Source organism: Salipiger mangrovisoli (assembly GCF_015223355.1).
Lineage (GTDB): Bacteria > Pseudomonadota > Alphaproteobacteria > Rhodobacterales > Rhodobacteraceae > Salipiger > Salipiger mangrovisoli.
In genome coordinates, this window is record NZ_JADFFK010000007.1 from 60836 (window position 1) to 79113 (window position 18278).

Below are 18278 nucleotides of genomic sequence, written 5' to 3' on the forward strand. Positions count from 1 at the left end.
TCCGCGGGCAAAAATTCCAGAGAGGAAAATATTCTTCCCCACGAGGGCGGTTTTCTTCGGGAGAATAAAGTTTTCTCTATAGTGATATTGAGCAAAGGGCGGTCCCGCCCGTTCCAGACACTATGGAGGATCCATGTGCGGCATCGTTGGCCTGTTCCTGAAAAAGGATGACCTGCGCCCCCGGCTGGGCGACATGCTCACCGACATGCTTATCACCATGACCGATCGCGGCCCGGACAGCGCCGGCATCGCGATCTACGGGGATGCGGCATCCGGCCTGAAGATCACCGTCCAGTCCGACACGCCGGACGAGGACTTCGCCGGCCTCGACGCGGCGCTTTCCGAGGCGCTCGGCACCGAGGTGACGATGCGCGTCGCCAGCACCCATGCCGTGCTGACCCTGCCGGTCGCGACGGAGACCGAGGCGCTGGCCTTCCTCGAGGCGCGCGGCATGCGGGTCATGGGCTCGGGCGAGAGCATGGAAATCTACAAGGAGGTCGGCCTGCCCAAGGACGTCGCCGCCCGCTTCGGCATCCGCGAGATGGGCGGCAGCCACGGCATCGGCCACACCCGCATGGCGACCGAAAGCGCGGTGACCACGCTCGGCGCGCATCCGTTCTCCACCGCGGGCGACCAGTGCCTCGTGCACAACGGTTCGCTGTCGAACCACAATGCCATGCGCCGCAAGCTCGCCAAGAAGGGCGTCTTCACCAAGACCGAGAACGACACCGAGGTGGGCGCGGCCTATATCTCCTCGCGCATCGCCGAGGGCGCATCGCTGGGCGAGGCGCTGGAAGGCACGCTGAAGGACCTAGACGGCTTCTTCACCTTCGTCACCGGCACCAAGAACGGCTTCGGCGTGGTGCGCGATCCCATCGCCTGCAAGCCCGCCGTGATGGCCGAGACCGAGGATTACGTCGCCTTCGCCAGCGAATACCGCGCCTTTGCGGATCTGCCGGGGATCGACGCCGCCCGCGTCTGGGAACCCGAGCCCGCCACCGTCTACTTCTGGGAGCGTTGATTCATGCCCGTTCTGGATATGCTGAAAACCGAGCTGCGCGAGGTCAACGCCACGCTCCAGTCCGCCGCCAAGGCCAAGGGCAACGAGGCCTACACCATCGAGAACCCGCGCGGCGCGCATGCGATGGCGGTGGGGCTCGACGGGCCGATCTCGGTCACCGTGAAGGGCTCGACTGGCTACTACTGCGCCGGGATGAATAAGCTTGCCACCGTGCATGTGACCGGCTCTGCCGGTCCGGGCGTGGCCGAGAACATGATGTCCGGCGAGGTGATCATCGAGGGGGATGCCAGCCAATACGCCGGGGCCACCGGCCATGGCGGGCTGCTCAACATCAAGGGCAACGCCAGTTCGCGCTGCGGCATCTCGATGAAGGGCATCGACATCGTCGTGCACGGCAACATCGGCCACATGTCCGCCTTCATGGCGCAGAAGGGCAATCTGGTCGTTCTGGGCAATGCTGGCGATGCGCTGGGGGACAGCCTCTACGAGGCGCGGCTCTTCGTGCGCGGCGCGGTGAAATCTCTGGGCGCGGATTGCGTCGAGAAGGAGATGCGCCCCGAGCACCTAGAGATCCTGCGCGGCCTGCTCGAACGCGCCGGGGCGGATGCCAAGCCCGAGGAGTTCAGGCGCTACGGCTCGGCGCGCAATCTCTACCATTTCAACATCGACCACGCCGACGCCTACTGAGGAGCGGACCATGGACAAGACACCCCAGACAACGCCCCAGACCGACCCGCGCCAATCCTGGACCTTCTCGCGCGAGGTCAACTCCGAGATCCGCCGCGCGGCGGCGACCGGCATCTACGACATCCGCGGCGGCGGGGCGAAGCGCCGCGTGCCGCATTTCGACGACCTGCTGTTCCTCGGTGCCTCGATGAGCCGCTACCCGCTCGAGGGCTACCGCGAGAAGTGCGACACTTCGGTGGTGCTCGGCACGCGCTTTGCCAAGAAGCCGATCGAGCTGAAGATCCCGATCACCATCGCCGGCATGTCCTTCGGCGCGCTCTCGGGCAACGCCAAGGAGGCGCTCGGCCGCGGCGCCACGCTCTCCGGCACCTCGACCACCACCGGCGACGGCGGCATGACCGAGGAAGAACGCGGGCATAGCGAAAAACTGGTCTACCAGTACCTGCCGAGCCGTTACGGCATGAACCCGGACGACCTGCGCCGCGCCGATGCCATCGAGGTGGTCGTGGGGCAGGGCGCCAAGCCCGGCGGCGGCGGCATGCTGCTCGGCCAGAAGATCACCGAGCGGGTTGCCGGGATGCGCGATCTGCCCGTGGGCATCGACCAGCGCTCGGCCTGCCGTCACCCGGACTGGACCGGGCCGGATGACCTCGAGATCAAGATTCTCGAACTGCGCGAGATCACCGGCTGGGAAAAGCCGATCTACGTGAAGATCGGCGGCGCGCGCCCCTATTACGACACCGCGCTGGCGGTGAAGGCCGGGGCCGACGTGGTGGTGCTCGACGGCATGCAGGGCGGCACCGCCGCGACGCAGGACGTGTTCATCGAGCACGTCGGCCAGCCGACGCTGGCCTGCATCCGCCCCGCGGTGCAGGCGCTGCAGGATCTGGGCATGCACCGCGAGGTGCAGCTGGTGGTCTCGGGCGGCATCCGCAGCGGCGCGGATGTGGCCAAGGCGCTGGCGCTCGGCGCGGATGCGGTGGCCATCGGCACCGCCGCGCTGATCGCGCTCGGCGACAACGATCCCAAGTGGGAAGATGAGTATCAAAAGCTCGGCACCACCGCCGGGGCCTATGACGACTGGCACGAGGGCCGCGACCCGGCGGGCATCACCACGCAGGATCCGGCGCTGATGGCCCGGCTCGACCCGATCGCCGCGGGGCGGCGGCTGCGCAACTATCTCAACGTGATGACCCTCGAGTGCCAGACCATCGCGCGGGCCTGCGGCAAGAGCCATGTGCACAATCTCGAGCCGGAAGACCTTTGCGCGCTGACGATGGAGGCCGCCGCCATGGCGCAGGTGCCGCTTGCCGGGACAAACTGGTGGCCGGGCAAGGGTGGCTTCTGACGGGCCGACACCTGGACGCAAACCGGCGAGGGCGGCCAACGCCCCGCCGATACCCACAGGGAATGAAAGGGACCTCCATGGCTGATCTGGCCGAATTCGCCCGTGCGCGCGGCGTGAAGTACTTCATGATCTCCTATACCGACCTCTTCGGCGGGCAGCGTGCCAAGCTGGTACCGGCGCAGGCGATCGCGGACATGCAGGAGGATGGTGCCGGTTTCGCGGGTTTTGCCACATGGCTCGACCTCACCCCAGCGCATCCGGACATGCTCGCCGTGCCCGACGCGGAGGCCGCGATCCAGCTGCCGTGGAAGCCCGAGGTCGCCTGGGTGCCCGCCAATTGCGTGATGGAAGGCGAGGATGTCGAGCAGGCACCGCGCAACGTGCTGCGCAAGCTGGTGGCCGAGGCGGCCTCGGAAGGGCTGCGGGTGAAGACCGGGATCGAGGCCGAGTTCTTCCTGCTGACCCCCGAGGGCGAGCAGATCTCCGACCCCTTCGATACCGCCGAGAAACCCTGCTACGACCAGCAGGCGGTGATGCGCCGCTACGACGTGATCGCCGAGATCTGCAACTACATGCTGGAGCTGGGCTGGGGCCCGTACCAGAACGACCACGAGGATGCCAACGGCCAGTTCGAGATGAACTGGGAGTTCGCCGACGCGCTCACCACCGCCGATCGCCACAGCTTCTTCAAGTTCATGGTGAAATCCGTCGCCGAAAACCACGGGCTGCGCGCCACCTTCATGCCGAAACCCATCGAGGGGCTGACCGGCAACGGCTGCCACGCGCATATCTCGGTCTGGGATGCCGAGGGCAAGGTCAACGCCTTTGCCGACAAGGACAAGGAACTGGGCCTGTCGGATCAGGGCCGGCACTTCCTTGGCGGCATCATGAAGCATGCCGAGGCGCTGGCGGCGATCACCAATCCCACGGTGAACAGCTACAAGCGGATCAACGCGCCGCGCACCATGTCGGGCGCGACCTGGGCGCCCAATACCGTCACCTGGACCGGCAACAACCGCACTCACATGGTGCGCGTGCCCGGCCCCGGACGCTTCGAGCTGCGCCTGCCCGACGGCGCGGTGAACCCCTACCTGCTGCAGGCGGTGATCATCGCAGCGGGCCTGTCCGGCATCCGCTCCAAGGCCGATCCGGGCAAGCGCCACGATATCGACATGTACGCCGAGGGCCACTTGGTGACGGATGCGCCGCGCTTGCCGCTCAACCTGCTGGATGCCATCCGCGCCTATGACGCCGATGCCGAGCTGAAGGGCATGATGGGCGACGCCTTCTCGGCGTCCTACAGCAAGATGAAGATGCAGGAGTGGACCTCCTTCGTCTCGCATTTCTCCCGCTGGGAACGCGACAACACGCTCGACATCTGACCCATCTCCCATTGCACGAGAGCAGAGCCATGCATTTCTCCGGCCTCCGGGTCATCAAGGAAGCCCTCACCGGGCACAGGGGTTGGAAACCGCTCTGGCGCGATCCCGAGCCCAAGCCGGCCTATGACTTCGTCATCGTGGGCGGCGGCGGGCACGGGCTCGCCACCGCCTTCTACCTCGCGAAGACCTTCGGTCAGGCGAAGGTGGCGGTGCTGGAGAAGGGCTGGCTCGGCTCGGGCAACATCGGGCGCAACACCACGATCATCCGCTCGAACTACCTGCTGCCCGGCAACGAGCCCTTCTACGAGTTCTCGATGAAGCTCTGGGAGACGCTCGAGCAGGAGACCAACTTCAACTCGATGGTCAGCCAGCGCGGGATCATCAACCTCTACCACTCCGACGCGCAGCGCGATGCCTACCGGCGGCGCGGCAACGCCATGCTGCTGGCCGGGGCGGACGCGCAGCTGCTGGGGCCCGAGGAACTGCGCGCGCGGCTGCCCTATCTCAACTTCGACAACGCCCGTTTCCCGATCAAGGGTGGCCTACTGCAGGCGCGCGCCGGCACCGCCCGGCATGACGGCGTCGCCTGGGGCTACGCGCGCGGCGCCGACATGCGCGGCGTCGACATCCTCCAGAACTGCGAGGTCACCGGTTTCCGCATCGAGGGCGGCGCAGTCAGGGGCGTCGAGACCACGCGCGGCTACATCGGTGCGGGCAAGGTCGGCGTGGCGGTGGCGGGCTCGTCCAGCCGGGTCATGCAGATGGCCGGGATGCGCCTGCCGATCGAGAGCCACGTGCTGCAGGCCTTCGTCAGCGAGGGGCTGAAGCCGCTCATCGACACGGTGATCACCTTCGGCGCCGGGCATTTCTACATCAGCCAGTCCGACAAGGGCGGGCTGGTCTTCGGCGGTGACATCGACGGCTACAATTCCTACGCGCAGCGCGGCAACCTGCCGGTGGTCGAGGACGTGGCCGAGGGCGGCATGGCCCTCATGCCGATGATCGGTCGGGCGCGGCTGCTGCGCAGCTGGGGCGGCATCATGGACATGTCGATGGACGGCTCGCCGATCATCGACGCGACGCCGGTGGACGGGCTCTACCTCAACGCCGGCTGGTGCTACGGCGGATTCAAGGCGACGCCGGCCTCGGGCTACGCCTTTGCCCATCTTCTGGCCACCGGCCGCCCGCATGAGACTGCAAGGGCCTACCGGCTCGACCGCTTCGCGCGCGGGCATCTCATCGACGAAAAGGGCGCGGGCGCCCAGCCGAACCTGCACTGAGGCCCACTCATGCGTGCCGCCCATATCCACCCGCTCGCCCCGCGTCACGCCGGGCGGCCCCACAACGCTTCACCGGACAGGCCCCAATGCTGATCCCGCACCCGCTTCTTGGCCTGCGCGACGCGCAGGAATTCACCTACCTCGGCGACGCCGCGCTGCTGGACCGCCCCTCGCCCGAGGGGGAGGGCGCCGAGGCCGCCTTCTGCGACTACGTCTTCCTGAGGGGCAACCCGGCGGGCGTGCACCGCGAACTGTGGTTCCACGAACACGGCGACCGTTCCTGGCTGGTGGTGACCCGCAACACGCTGACCCATGAAATCCTCGGGGCCGAACTGGCGTCGGAGGTGGCAAAGGCCCTGAGGGGAGCCGCCGAATGACCCGCATCCCCGGCGGCCTGATCGACCGCAGCCAGACGCTTACCTTCAGCTTCAACGGCAGAAGCTACACCGGCCACCCCGGCGACACGCTGGCCTCGGCACTGCTGGCGAACGGCGTGCGCCTGATGGGCCGCAGTTTCAAGTACCACCGCCCGCGCGGGCCGGTCTCGGCGGGCTCCGAAGAACCCAACGCCCTCGTCACCCTGCGCAGCGGGGCCCGCGCCGAGCCCAACACCCGCGCCACCGTGGCCGAGCTCTACGAGGGGCTCACCGCGCGCAGCCAGAACCACGTCGGCCCGCTCGGTTTCGACGCACTGGCGGTGAACGATCTGCTCTCGCCCTTCTTTGCGGCGGGCTTTTACTACAAGACCTTCATGTGGCCCCGCGCCTTCTGGGAAAAGCTCTACGAGCCGATGATCCGCCGCGCGGCGGGTCTCGGCGCGCTCTCGGGCGAGGCCGATCCCGACGCGTACGACCGCGGCTACCTGCACTGCGACCTCTTGGTCATCGGCGCAGGTGCGGCGGGGCTGTCGGCGGCGCTGACCGCCGCCCGCGCCGGTGCGCAGGTGGTGCTGGCCGACGAGGACTTCCGCCTCGGCGGTCGCCTGCTGGCCGAGAGCGATCCGCTGGACGAGGCCCCGGCACCCGACTGGGTGGCGGCCGTGGACGCGGAACTGCGCGCCCTGCCGAACGTGCGCATCCTCTCCCGCACCACGGTCTTCGGCGCCTATGATCATGGCATCTTTGGTGCCGTGGAGCGCGTCGCCGATCACCTGCCCGAACCGGGGGCGCTGGTGCGCCAGACGCTCTGGCGGATCACCGCGAAACGCAGCGTGCTGGCGGCGGGCGCGACCGAGCGGCACATCCCCTTTGCCGCCAACGACCGCCCCGGCATCCTGCTGGCGGGCGCCCTGCGCGCCTACGCCAACCGCTGGGCGGCGCTGCCCGTGGCAAGGCCGCAGGACCGGATCGCGGTCTTCACCAACAACGACGACGGCCACCGCACCGCGCTGGATCTGCTGGCAAAGGGTGCCAACCTGCTCGGCGTGATCGACCCGCGTGTGGATGCCCCGCGCTTCGGCGACTACCAGCTTTTTGCCGGGGCGCAGGTCACCGGCACACACGGGCGGCTGGGATTGAGTTCGATCGAGATCACCCGTGACGGCCGCGCCGACTGGCTCGAATGCCATGCGCTTGGCGTCTCGGGCGGCTGGAACCCCAACCTGCATCTCGCCTCGCACCACCGCGGACGCCCGGTCTGGAACGAGGAGCTTCTGGCCTTCGTGCCGGGCGAGGGCGGGCCGCGGGGCCTCATCCCCGCCGGTGCCTGTGCCGGGCGTGGCTCGACCTCTGCCGCGCTCAAGGATGGCGCGCGGGCGGCGCAGGCGGCCCTGTCGGAGCTTGGGATCAGCGCGGCGCTCCCCCGCCTGCCTGGGGCCGAAGACAAGCCCCTGCGCCAGTCTGCCTTCTGGCACGTGTCCGGCAAGGCGCGCGCCTGGGTAGACTTCCAGAACGACGTGACCGTCAAGGACATCGCGCTGGCCCACAAGGAGAACATGCGCCCCGTCGAGCACCTGAAGCGCTGGACCACGCTCGGCATGGCCACGGACCAGGGCAAGACCGCCAATGTCACGGCGCTCGCGGTGATGGCCGAGCTGACCGGCAAGAGCGTTGCCGAAACCGGAACCACCATCTTCCGCCCGCCCTATACCGGCGTCTCGCTCTCGGTCCTCGGCGGCGGCGACACGGGCAAGGACTTCCGCCCGACACGCCTGACCCCGACCCACCATTGGGCCGAGGCACAGGGCGCGGCCTTCACCGAGGTCGGACCGTGGTTGCGGGCGCAGTATTTCCCGCGCCCCGGCGAAACCCATTGGCGCGAAAGCGTCGATCGCGAGGCGACGGCCGTGCGCAGCGCCGTCGGCCTCTGCGACGTGACGACGCTGGGCAAGATCGACGTGCAGGGCAGCAATGCCGGGGAGTTCCTCGACCGGGTCTATTCCAACATGATGGGCACGCTGAAGGTCGGCCGAGTCCGCTACGGGCTGATGCTGCGCGAGGATGGGCATCTCTACGACGACGGCACCTGCGCGCGGATGGCCGAGGATCACTACGTGGTCACCACCACCACCGGCAACGCCGGGCTGGTCTACCGCAACATGGAGTTCGCGCGGCAGTGCCTCTGGCCGGAGCTCGACGTGCAGATCCTCTCGACCACCGATGCCTGGGCGCAAATCGCCGTGGCAGGGCCGCGCTCGCGCGAGCTGCTGTCGCGGATCGTGGACGGGTTCGACCTGTCGAACGCGGCCTTCCCCTTCATGGCCTGCGCCTCGCTCACCGTCTGCGGGGGCTTGCGCGCGCGGATCTTCCGCATCTCCTTCTCCGGCGAGCTGGCCTATGAGATCGCCGTGCCCGCCCGCTACGGCGCGGCGCTGATGCAGCGGCTGATGGAGCAGGGGGCCGACCTCGGCGTCACCCCCTATGGCACCGAGGCGCTCGGCGTGCTACGCATCGAGAAGGGCCACGCGGCGGGGGCCGAGCTGAACGGTCAGACCACCGCGGCGATGCTCGGGCTCGGCCGGATGGTCTCGGACAAGAAGGATTCGATCGGCGCGGTCATGTCGCGACGCGAGGGGCTGGCCGGAGACCGCCGCCGCCTTGTCGGGCTGCTGCCCGAGGACCCGAACGTCCCGGTGGTTCCCGGATCACATCTCTTCACGCCGGGCGCGCCGCAGGACATGGCCCATGACCAGGGCTGGATCACCTCGGCCTGCGTCTCGCCGCATGTCGGCAGGTCCATCGGTCTGGGGGTGCTCGAGGACGGCGATTGCCGCATCGGCGAGCTCATTCTCGCCGTCAACCCGCTCGAGGGCACGAAGGCCGCGCTGCGGGTCGTGCCGCCGCATTTCGTCGATCCCGAAGGAGCGCGCCTGCGTGACTGACCTCATTCCCCTCACCGTCTTCGGCGCCGAGACGCCGCGCCAGACCGCGCCAGGCGCGCTTGCCCTGGCCGAGCGTCCGGACATCGCCATCGCCTCGCTGGCCCTGCGCCGCGGCACCGCCGGGGCCGCGCCCTTCGGTCTCCTGCTGCCCGGCCCCGGTGGCCTGGCGGCGGCGCAGGCCCACCTCGCCTTCTGGACCGGCGCGGGCCAGTGGATGGTCCTCGCCGAGGGGTTGGCGGACACGGATTTCGCTGCGGCGCTGCGCGATGCCGCGCCCGGATGCTCGGTGACCGAGCAGACCGACGGCTGGACCGTGGTGGATGTCACGGCCCCCGAGCCGCTGATCGCGCGGCTCCTCGAGCGTCTGGTCAACCTGCCGCCCGAGGCCCTCGCGCCGGGCCGCGCCACGCGCTGCCAGATGCACCACCTGCCGGTACATGCGCTCCGGCTGTCGTCGTCCCGGCTCCGGCTGCTTGCCATGCGCTCTGCCACCGCCAGCCTGTGGCATGCGCTCGAAACGGCGGGACAACGGCTGGCACTGCCCTGACGCGGCGCTTTCTTCTAGGTCCAAGTATCCCCGGGGGAGGCCGCGCAGCGGCCGGGGGCGGAGCCCCCTCGGCGCGCTCCCGCAAACGCGAACCGGCCACCCCGTCGGGATGGCCGGTGCAGCTTTCCTGGACCGGGCGGCGCTCAGATCTGGCGCACGGCACCCTTGGCGGCCGAGGTGGTCAGCGCGGCGTAGGCCTTCAGCGCCTTGGAGATCTTGCGCTTGCGCTTTTCCTCCGGCTGCCAGCCCTTCGCCTCGCGGACGGCGCGGCGCTCGGCGATCACCGCGTCGTCCACCGCGAGGTGGATCTTGCGCTTCGGGATGTCGATCTCGATCAGATCGCCCTCTTCCACGAGGCCGATGGTGCCGCCTTCCGCCGCTTCCGGCGAGACGTGGCCGATCGACAGCCCCGAGGAGCCGCCCGAGAAACGGCCGTCGGTGACAAGCGCGCAATCCTTCCCGAGGCCCTTCGACTTCAGGTAGGAGGTCGGGTAGAGCATCTCCTGCATGCCCGGACCGCCGCGCGGACCCTCGTAGCGGATCAGCACCACGTCGCCCTTGTGCACCTTGCCGGTCAGGATCGCGCTGACCGCGGTATCCTGCGATTCAAAGATGCGCGCGGGGCCGGTGAACTTCAGGATCGACTCGTCCACGCCCGCGGTCTTCACGATGCAGCCGTCCTCGGCGAGGTTGCCGTAGAGCACCGCAAGCCCGCCGTCCTTCGAGAAGGCGTGCTCGGCGTCGCGGATCACGCCCTTCTGCCGGTCGAGGTCGAGGCTGTCATAGCGCATCGACTGCGAGAAGGCCGTGGTCGAGCGCACGCCGCCCGGCGCGGCGCGGAAGAAGTCGTGCACCGATTCCGAGTTGGTGCGCGTCACGTCCCAGCGGTCGAGCGCATGGGCCATGGTCTCGGCGTGGACGGTGTAGACCGAGGTGTCGAGCAGCCCGGCGCGGTCGAGCTGGCCGAGGATCGACATGATGCCGCCGGCGCGGTGCACGTCTTCCATGTGCACGTCATCCTTGGCGGGCGCGACCTTGCACAGCACCGGCACGTTGCGCGACAGCCGGTCGATGTCGGTCATGTCGAAGGGCACCTCGCCCTCGTTGGCGGCGGCCAGCAGGTGCAGCACGGTGTTGGTCGAGCCGCCCATGGCGATGTCGAGCGTCATGGCGTTCTCGAAGGCCTTCACCGTGGCGATCGAGCGCGGCAGCACCGAGGCATCGTCCTGCTCGTAGTAACGCTTGGCCAGATCGACGATCAGGTGGCCGGCCTCGACGAAGAGGCGCTGGCGGTCCGAGTGGGTGGCCAGCGTCGAGCCGTTGCCGGGCAGCGAGAGGCCAAGCGCCTCGGTCAGGCAGTTCATCGAGTTGGCGGTGAACATGCCCGAGCACGACCCGCAGGTCGGGCAGGCGGCTTCCTCGATCGCCTGGACCTGCGCGTCGGTGTACTTGTCATCGGCGGCGGCGACCATGGCGTCGACCAGGTCGAGCGCCCTCTCGGTGCCTTCCCAGTTGACCTTGCCGGCTTCCATCGGGCCGCCCGAGACGAAGACCACGGGGATGTTGAGCCGCATTGCGGCCATCAGCATGCCGGGGGTGATCTTGTCGCAGTTCGAGATGCAGACCATCGCGTCGGCGCAATGCGCGTTGACCATGTATTCCACCGAGTCGGCGATGATCTCGCGCGAGGGCAGCGAGTAGAGCATGCCGTCGTGGCCCATGGCGATGCCGTCATCGACCGCGATGGTGTTGAATTCCTTGGCGACACCGCCGGCCTTTTCGACCTCGCGGGCGACCATCTGCCCGAGATCCTTCAGGTGCACGTGGCCCGGCACGAACTGGGTGAAGCTGTTCACGATGGCGATAATGGGCTTGTTCCAGTCGCCATCCGTCATGCCTGTGGCGCGCCACAGGCCGCGGGCGCCGGCCATGTTGCGGCCGTGGGTGGTGGTGCGGGAGCGATAGGCAGGCATGGGGCATCCCCTCGGAGTTTGGATTACCGGGGGTGTTTAACGCTCTCGGGGGGCAGCGGCAAGGGCAAGGGGATGCCGCACTGCGGCGTTGCGCAAGAAGGTTGCGCCGCGTGGCTGTGTCTCTGCCCTAAAGTTCCCGTCGGTATCGGCGAAGAGGTGGTTTCTTTCCGGGTCTGCCGCGGCGGGTCTGCGCGGCCCGGACACGCGCCGGGCCCGGGGACCGCGCCGCATTACCCGGCGCTACGCTTGCCCCGGCTCTTGGCACGCGCCGGCTTGGGGGCCACCTTCGCCTCGATATGCTCGATGATCAGCCCCGAGATGTCCTTGCCCGAGACCTTCTCGATCCCTTCCAGACCGGGCGAGCTGTTCACCTCCAACACCTTCGGCCCATCGGCGCCGCGCAGCAGGTCCACGCCCGCCACGTCGAGCTTCATCGCCCGCGCCGCCTTGATGGCCACTTCGCGCTCGGTCTTGGAGATCCGCACCGGCTCGGCGGTGCCGCCCTGGTGCAGGTTCGATCGGAAGTCGTCGGGCTTGCCGCGGCGGCGCATGGTGGCCACCACCTTGCCGCCGACCACGAGGCAGCGGATGTCCTCGCCCGCGGCCTCCTTGACGAAGCTCTGCACGAGGAAGTCGGCCTTGAGCCCCTGGAAGGCGCTGATAACGCTCTCGGCGGCCTTCGGGGTCTCGGCCAGCACCACGCCCTTGCCCTGGCTGCTCTCCAGCAGCTTCAGCACCAGCGGCGCGCCGCCCACGAGATCCACAAGGTTGCCCGAATCCTTGGGGCTGCGGGCAAAGGCGGTGGTCGGCATGCCGATGCGGTGGCGCGCCAGCACCTGGTGCGCGTGCAGCTTGTCGCGCGAGACGGTGATGCCCTCGGAGCAGGCAAGGCAATAGGTGCCCATGCTCTCGAACTGGCGCACCACGGCGGTGCCGTAGCTGGTGATCGAGGCACCGATGCGCGGGATCACCGCGTCGTAGTGCGGCAGGCGGCGGCCGTCGTAATGCACCTCGCCGCCGACCGCGCGGATGTTCATGTAGCAACGAGAGGTGTCGATCACCTCCATCGTATGGCCACGGTGTTCGGCAGCCTCGATCAGCTTGCGGGTGGAATAATTGTCGGGCTCGCGGGTGAGCACCGCGAGGCGCAGGGCGCGGCGGTGCTGCTTGTGGCGCGGGATGCCGTGGTAGGCATCGAAATCGAGCTCCGGCTGCTGCAAGCGGTGACTGGGCGAGACCACCATGTCGTCAAGCAGCGCGCTGCGGCCGAGCAGCATCCGGTAGGCCATGCTGCCGCGGTCGGTGAGGGTGATCTCGATCGGCCAGCTGCGTGTGCCCATGCTGACCTCGGTCTCGATGACGAAGCGCAGCTCTGTCTCGCCGTTGGACGAGGTCACCTCGCGCCGGTCCTTGAGCGGGGCCGAGCAGATGATCTCGAGACCCGGCTCCTGCGGATCGGGGTGGATGGCGAAGCGCACCATCGGCTTGTCGGCGGAGCCGAAGGGCTCGATCGCGAAGGCGTGCAGCGCCGATGTCCGCGCGCCGGTATCGACCTTGGCGCGGATCGCGGGCAGGCCGAGGCCGGGCAGGGCAAGCCATTCTTCCCATCCAAGCGTGAACTGCGTCATGTCTACCTCCTTCGCGGGCCGGGGTCGGATTGACGGCCTCTATCCGCGCAATGTGACAGGCGCAATACGGCACGCGGCGCTCCCGCAAGGGAACGCTCAATTCGACGGTCCTTGACGTAGCGGCGGTATGGCAGAGGGCAACGCGGGCGGCACGATGTCCTTGCCGGGACCGCGCCCGCGGCGGCTCAGGCGCTGGCGATCATCTCGGACTGGCGCACGATCACCTCGGCCTGCTTGATCGAGGCGATGTCCACCAACCGGCCCTTGTAGACCGTCGCGCCCTCGCCCTTGGCCTTGGCGGCCTCCATGGCGGCGAGGATCTCGCGCGCCTCGGTCACCGCGCCCTCGGAGGGGGTGAAGACCTCGTTGGCCAGTGCCACCTGCTTTGGGTGGATCGCCCATTTGCCGACCATGCCCAGCGTCGCCGAGCGCAGCGCCTGCGCGCGGAAGCCCTCGTCATCCGAGAAATCGCCGAAGGGCCCGTCGACCGGCAGCACGCCATGGGTGCGGCAGGCGGCGACGATGGCGGCCTGCGCCCAGTGCCACGGGTCGGACCAGTGCTTCGCGCCGTCGTGCAGCATGTAGTAATTCTCCTGCGTGCCGCCGATGCCGGTGGTCGCCATGCCCATCGAGGCGGCGAAATCCGCCGCGCCGAGGCTCATCGCCTCGAGCCGGGGCGAGCCGGCGGCGATCTCCTCGACATGGGCGATGCCGGCGGCGCTTTCGATGATCACCTCGAACTTGATCGGCTTGGTCCGGCCCTTGGCGCGTTCCACCGCGGTCACCAGAGCATCGACGGCATAGAGGTCGGCGGCGCAGCCCACTTTCGGGATCATGATCTGGTCGATCCGGTCGCTGGCCTGCTCCAGAAGGTCCACCACGTCGCGGTACCAATAGGGCGTGTCGAGCCCGTTGATGCGCACCGACAGCGTCTTCTTGCCCCAGTCGATATCGCCGATGGCCTCTATGATATTGGCGCGGGCACTATCCTTGTCGTCCGGGGCCACGGAATCCTCGAGGTCGAGGTTGATCACATCCGCGGCCGAGGCGGCCATCTTCTCGAAGATCGCCGGGCGCGAGCCGGGGCCGAAGAGCTGGCAGCGGTTCGGACGGGCAGGCGCGGCGGGCTGGATGCGAAAGCTCATTCGGTGGGCTCCTTTGGGTAATGAAATTACACATGTGGTGATGCGAGGGTTATTAAATTGCGCGGTGCCGCGCAATAGAAATTTGCCGCGCTGCGGCGCAAGCGTTGCGTGGCGCGACCGGAGACCATGCACGATTCTTCGGCGGCAACGCAGAAAAGCGTGGAATTTTGGCGTCACGCCGGGTGCTGGCGTTCAAATCGAGACGAATTTGCGCGCCACACAGGGCAGAGTGAGCGTCGAGAGCCAAGGCGGGGCCGCCTCCCATCGAACGCCCCGCGAGACAGCATACACGAGTACAGGGAATACAAGAATGATCGAGACGCCGTACCTCCTCTTCCTCGGTGACGCTCCCGACGGCCTGGCCGCCAAGGTGGCCCAGGGCATCAAGGACTGGCGCCCCGAGAACTGCGTCGGCCAGTTCCGCCTCGACGGCTGCAAGGCCGACCTCGGGCTGCAGGACATGACCCTCGCCGAAGCCAAGGCCGCCGGTGCCAAGACGCTGGTGATCGGCGTCGCCAACCGCGGCGGCGTGATTTCCCAGACCTGGAAGAAGGTGCTTGTCGAGGCGCTGGAAGAAGGTTTCGACCTTGCCTCGGGCCTGCACAACCTGCTGCGCAACGAGGAAGACCTTGCCGCCGTGGCCAAGGCCACCGGCCAAACGCTGCACGACGTGCGCATCCCCTCGGTACAATACCCGATCGCCAACGGCGAGAAGCGCACCGGCAAGCGCCTGCTGGCGGTGGGCACCGACTGCTCGGTTGGCAAGATGTACACCGCGCTCGCGATGGACGCCTGCATGCGCGAGAAGGGCATGAAATCGACCTTCCGCGCCACCGGCCAGACCGGCATCCTGATCACCGGCGACGGCGTGCCGCTCGACGCGGTCATCGCCGATTTCATGGCCGGCTCGATCGAATACCTCACCCCCGACAACGATGCCGATCACTGGGACATCATCGAGGGCCAGGGCTCGCTGTTCCACGTCTCCTACTCGGGCGTGACGCTTGCGCTGATCCACGGCGGCCAGCCGGATGCGCTGGTGCTCTGCCACGAGCCGACCCGCACGCACATGCGCGGCCTGCCGGGTTACAAGCTGCCGACGCTGGAAGCGGTACGCGACACCGCGCTGGCGATGGCCAAGGTCGGCAACCCCGACTGCAAGGTGATCGGCGTGTCGATCAACACCCAGCACATGGGCGACGAGGAGGCCAAGGCCTATTGCGCCGAGGTCGAGGAAAGCCTGGGGCTGCCCTGCGTCGATCCGTTCCGCCACGGTGCCGAGCGCCTGGTCGAGGCGCTGGCCGTGGTCTGAGCCGTCTGGCAGACTGATCAAATCACCCCCGGCGGCGGCGCTTCCGGCGCCGGGGGTTGGCGTATTTATGGAACAATGAAAGGGGCAGGGTTTGAGCATCGAGGTCACCCGCGACACCTTCAGGCTGGCGCAGGTCTTCACCATCTCGCGCGGCAGCCGCACCGAGGCACATGTGATCACCGTGAAGATCAGCCGCGGCGGTTTCACCGGCTACGGCGAATGCGTGCCCTACGCGCGCTACGACGAGACGCTGGACAGCGTCGAGGCACAGATCCGCTCGCTGCCGCAGGATGTGACCCGCGCGGCGCTGCAGGAGCTGCTGCCCTCGGGCGCGGCGCGCAACGCCGTTGACTGCGCGCTCTGGGATCTCGAGGCCAAGACCGCCGGCAAGCGGGTCTGGGAGCTGCTGGGCCTGCCTGCGCCGCAGCCCGAGGTGACCGCCTACACGCTGTCGCTCGCGGCTCCGGAAGAGATGCGGGCGCAGGCCGCGAAGAACGCCTTCCGTCCGCTGCTGAAAGTCAAGCTCGGCACCCCCGAGGACCTGCCGCGGCTCGAGGCCGTGCGCGCCGGCGCGCCCGACAGCACGATCATCGTCGACGCCAACGAGGGCTGGACACCGGAGGTCTACGCCGATCTTGCGCCGCACCTTCAGCGCCTCGGCGTCGCCATGGTCGAGCAGCCGCTGCCCGCGGGCGCGGATGATGCGCTTCTCGGCATGGACCGCCCGGTGCCGATCTGCGCCGACGAGAGCTGCCACGACCGGGCCTCGCTGCCGAAGCTCAAGGGCAAGTACGACATCGTCAACATCAAGCTCGACAAGACCGGCGGGCTGACAGAGGCGCTGGACCTGCTCGAGGCGGCCAAGGCCGAGGGTTACGGCATCTTCGTCGGCTGCATGGTGGGCAGCTCGCTCGCCATGGCGCCGGCGGTGATCGTGGCGCAGGGCGCGGACTACGTCGATCTCGACGCGCCGCTGCTGCTCGGCGAGGACCGCGAGCACGCGATGCTCTACGACGCGGCGGGCGTGCACGCCCCCGAGGCGGCGCTCTGGGGCTGAGCCGAGGCGCCATAAACCCGACCGAGATGACGGGCGGTCCGCGCGGGGAAAATTGACCGGGCGGGCTTGACCCCGGGTCCGCTTTGGCGGAACTGACCCACAGCGACTTATGGAGAGAGCTGCAATGCGCACCGTTTACGTCAATGGCGAGTACCTGCCCGAGACCGAGGCCAAGGTGTCGATCTTCGACCGGGCCTTCCTGATGGCCGATGGGGTTTACGAGGTGACCTCGGTTCTTGGCGGCAAGCTGATCGATTTCGACGGCCACGCCAGGCGTCTCGCCCGCTCGCTGGCGGAGCTGGACATGAAGGCGCCCTGCACCGAGGACGAGCTGCTGGCGATCCACCGCGAGCTGGTGGCGCGCAACGAGATCACCGACGGCCTGGTCTACCTGCAGGTCACCCGCGGCTCCGCCGGCGACCGTGACTTCGCCTTCCCCGATCCCGAGACCACCGAGCCCACGCTGGTGCTCTTCACCCAGAACAAGCCCGGCCTCGCCGACAACCCGGCGGCCAAGGCCGGCATCAAGGTGATCTCGATCGAGGACATCCGCTGGGGCCGCCGCGACATCAAGACCGTGCAGCTGCTCTACCCGTCGATGGCCAAGATGGCCGCCAAGAAGGCCGGCTGCGACGACGCCTGGTTCGTCGAGGATGGCAAGGTGACCGAGGGCTCGTCGAACAACGCCTATATCGTCAAGGGCGGCAAGATCATCACCCGCGAGCTCTCGACCGACATCCTGCACGGCATCACCCGCGCCGCCGTGCTGCGCTGCGCCAAGGAAGCGCAGATGGAGGTGGAGGAGCGGAGTTTCTCGATCGACGAGGCCAAGGAAGCCGATGAGGCTTTCGTCACCTCGGCGTCGAGCTTCGTGATGCCGGTGGTCGAGGTTGACGGGGCCAAGGTCGGCACCGGCACGCCGGGCCCTGTCGCCGCGCGGCTGCGCGAGATCTACCTCGAGGAAAGCCTGAAGGCGGCGGTCTGAGGTTTCGCCTTCTGATGTGCGAAGGGCGCCGTTCCGCAGGGGGCGGCGCCTTTTCCATGTGAGGCTGACAACCGGTGGCGGCCGGCGGGAGCGGCCGAACGCGGAGATGACCTGCGGCGCTCACGCCCCGGAGCCGGTGCCCCCGCGGTACATGGTGATGCGCCGCGAGGCCTGGAAGCCGAACTTCCGGTAAAAGCGGGTCAGCGCCTGATCCTGCTCGGCCTGCGGCGTGATCACCAGCACCGTCTCGCGTGCGCCACGGTCGTGCGCCCAGTCGAGTACCGCCGCGACCAGCAACCGCGACCACCCCAGTCCCCGGTGACCGGGGCTCACGTAGAGGTCCTCGAGCTCGGCCGACCAGCCGAATTCCACGCCGAAGGTGAGGCTCCCCGAGGACATGCCGGCCAGCTCGCTGCCTGTGTCGGCCACGAAGATGCAGGCCCGCGGATCGCCGAGCATCACCGACAGGTTCCCGGCGATGGCGGGCGGTGGTGTGGCGATGCCGTCCTCGCGGAAGAAGGCGGTGTAGAGGGCGCGGAGCGCGGCGAGGTCGGACGGCTTGGCGGGCCGGATGATCATGATCTGTCCCGGGGC

The 18278-nt window shown here is 68.3% G+C and carries 15 protein-coding genes; 11 read left to right on the forward strand and 4 right to left on the reverse strand.

Annotated features, from left to right (window positions below):
* Positions 1-133: 133 nt before the first annotated feature.
* From IQ782_RS10710 to IQ782_RS10745, 8 genes are all read left to right on the forward strand, one after another.
* Positions 134-1021, forward strand: coding sequence for a class II glutamine amidotransferase (locus IQ782_RS10710; protein ID WP_194134629.1), 888 nt, complete (start codon positions 134-136; stop codon positions 1019-1021).
* A 3-nt stretch (positions 1022-1024) separates the two neighbouring features.
* Positions 1025-1708: a GltB/FmdC/FwdC-like GXGXG domain-containing protein gene (locus IQ782_RS10715; protein ID WP_194134630.1), complete on the forward strand. Its 684-nt coding sequence runs from the start codon at positions 1025-1027 to the stop codon at positions 1706-1708.
* A gap of 10 nt (positions 1709-1718) precedes the next feature.
* Positions 1719-3056 carry an FMN-binding glutamate synthase family protein gene (locus IQ782_RS10720; protein WP_194134631.1) on the forward strand — a complete coding sequence of 446 codons (1338 nt, stop codon included), beginning with the start codon at positions 1719-1721 and terminating at the stop codon, positions 3054-3056.
* Between the two features lie 77 nt (positions 3057-3133).
* Positions 3134-4438 carry a type III glutamate--ammonia ligase gene (gene glnT / locus IQ782_RS10725; protein WP_194134632.1) on the forward strand — a complete coding sequence of 435 codons (1305 nt, stop codon included), beginning with the start codon at positions 3134-3136 and terminating at the stop codon, positions 4436-4438.
* Between the two features lie 29 nt (positions 4439-4467).
* Entirely contained in the window at positions 4468-5718 is a 1251-nt protein-coding gene (locus IQ782_RS10730; protein ID WP_194134633.1) for a sarcosine oxidase subunit beta family protein, read from the forward strand.
* 86 nt (positions 5719-5804) lie between these two features.
* The gene (locus IQ782_RS10735) at positions 5805-6095 is read left to right on the forward strand and encodes a sarcosine oxidase subunit delta (RefSeq protein ID WP_194134634.1); all 291 of its coding nucleotides are present in this window, start codon (positions 5805-5807) and stop codon (positions 6093-6095) included.
* Complete coding sequence (locus tag IQ782_RS10740; protein ID WP_194134635.1) at positions 6092-9037, forward strand: sarcosine oxidase subunit alpha family protein; 2946 nt, start codon at positions 6092-6094, stop codon at positions 9035-9037. Before IQ782_RS10735 ends, IQ782_RS10740 begins: the two co-directional genes overlap by 4 nt.
* Positions 9030-9584, forward strand: coding sequence for an aminomethyltransferase family protein (locus IQ782_RS10745; RefSeq protein ID WP_194134636.1), 555 nt, complete (start codon positions 9030-9032; stop codon positions 9582-9584). The genes IQ782_RS10740 and IQ782_RS10745 overlap by 8 nt, the downstream gene beginning before the upstream one ends.
* Before the next feature lie 143 nt (positions 9585-9727).
* Here IQ782_RS10745 and ilvD read toward each other — a convergent pair whose 3' ends face one another.
* The 3 genes from ilvD to IQ782_RS10760 form a co-directional block, all read right to left on the reverse strand.
* Positions 9728-11557 (reverse strand): dihydroxy-acid dehydratase, encoded by a 1830-nt coding sequence (gene ilvD / locus IQ782_RS10750; protein ID WP_194134637.1) that lies wholly within the window; start codon positions 11555-11557, stop codon positions 9728-9730.
* Positions 11558-11787: 230 nt separating this feature from the next.
* Positions 11788-13185, reverse strand: a complete 1398-nt coding sequence (gene rimK, locus IQ782_RS10755) for a 30S ribosomal protein S6--L-glutamate ligase (RefSeq protein WP_194134638.1) — start codon at positions 13183-13185, stop codon at positions 11788-11790.
* Between the two features lie 185 nt (positions 13186-13370).
* Positions 13371-14330 carry an L-malyl-CoA/beta-methylmalyl-CoA lyase gene (locus tag IQ782_RS10760; protein WP_194134639.1) on the reverse strand — a complete coding sequence of 320 codons (960 nt, stop codon included), beginning with the start codon at positions 14328-14330 and terminating at the stop codon, positions 13371-13373.
* A gap of 310 nt (positions 14331-14640) precedes the next feature.
* On the opposite strand from IQ782_RS10760, the gene dgcN reads away from it, so the two are divergent.
* The 3 genes from dgcN to IQ782_RS10775 all read left to right on the forward strand — a co-directional run bounded on the left by dgcN (position 14641) and on the right by IQ782_RS10775 (position 17684).
* Entirely contained in the window at positions 14641-15642 is a 1002-nt protein-coding gene (dgcN, locus tag IQ782_RS10765; RefSeq protein ID WP_194134640.1) for an N-acetyltransferase DgcN, read from the forward strand.
* 91 nt (positions 15643-15733) lie between these two features.
* Positions 15734-16699 carry an N-acetyl-D-Glu racemase DgcA gene (gene dgcA / locus IQ782_RS10770; RefSeq protein WP_194134641.1) on the forward strand — a complete coding sequence of 322 codons (966 nt, stop codon included), beginning with the start codon at positions 15734-15736 and terminating at the stop codon, positions 16697-16699.
* A gap of 124 nt (positions 16700-16823) precedes the next feature.
* Positions 16824-17684 carry a D-amino-acid transaminase gene (locus IQ782_RS10775; protein WP_194134642.1) on the forward strand — a complete coding sequence of 287 codons (861 nt, stop codon included), beginning with the start codon at positions 16824-16826 and terminating at the stop codon, positions 17682-17684.
* A 120-nt stretch (positions 17685-17804) separates the two neighbouring features.
* Here the strand turns inward: IQ782_RS10775 and IQ782_RS10780 are convergent, their stop codons facing one another.
* Entirely contained in the window at positions 17805-18263 is a 459-nt protein-coding gene (locus tag IQ782_RS10780; protein ID WP_194134643.1) for a GNAT family N-acetyltransferase, read from the reverse strand.
* Between the last annotated feature and the right edge of the window lie 15 nt (positions 18264-18278).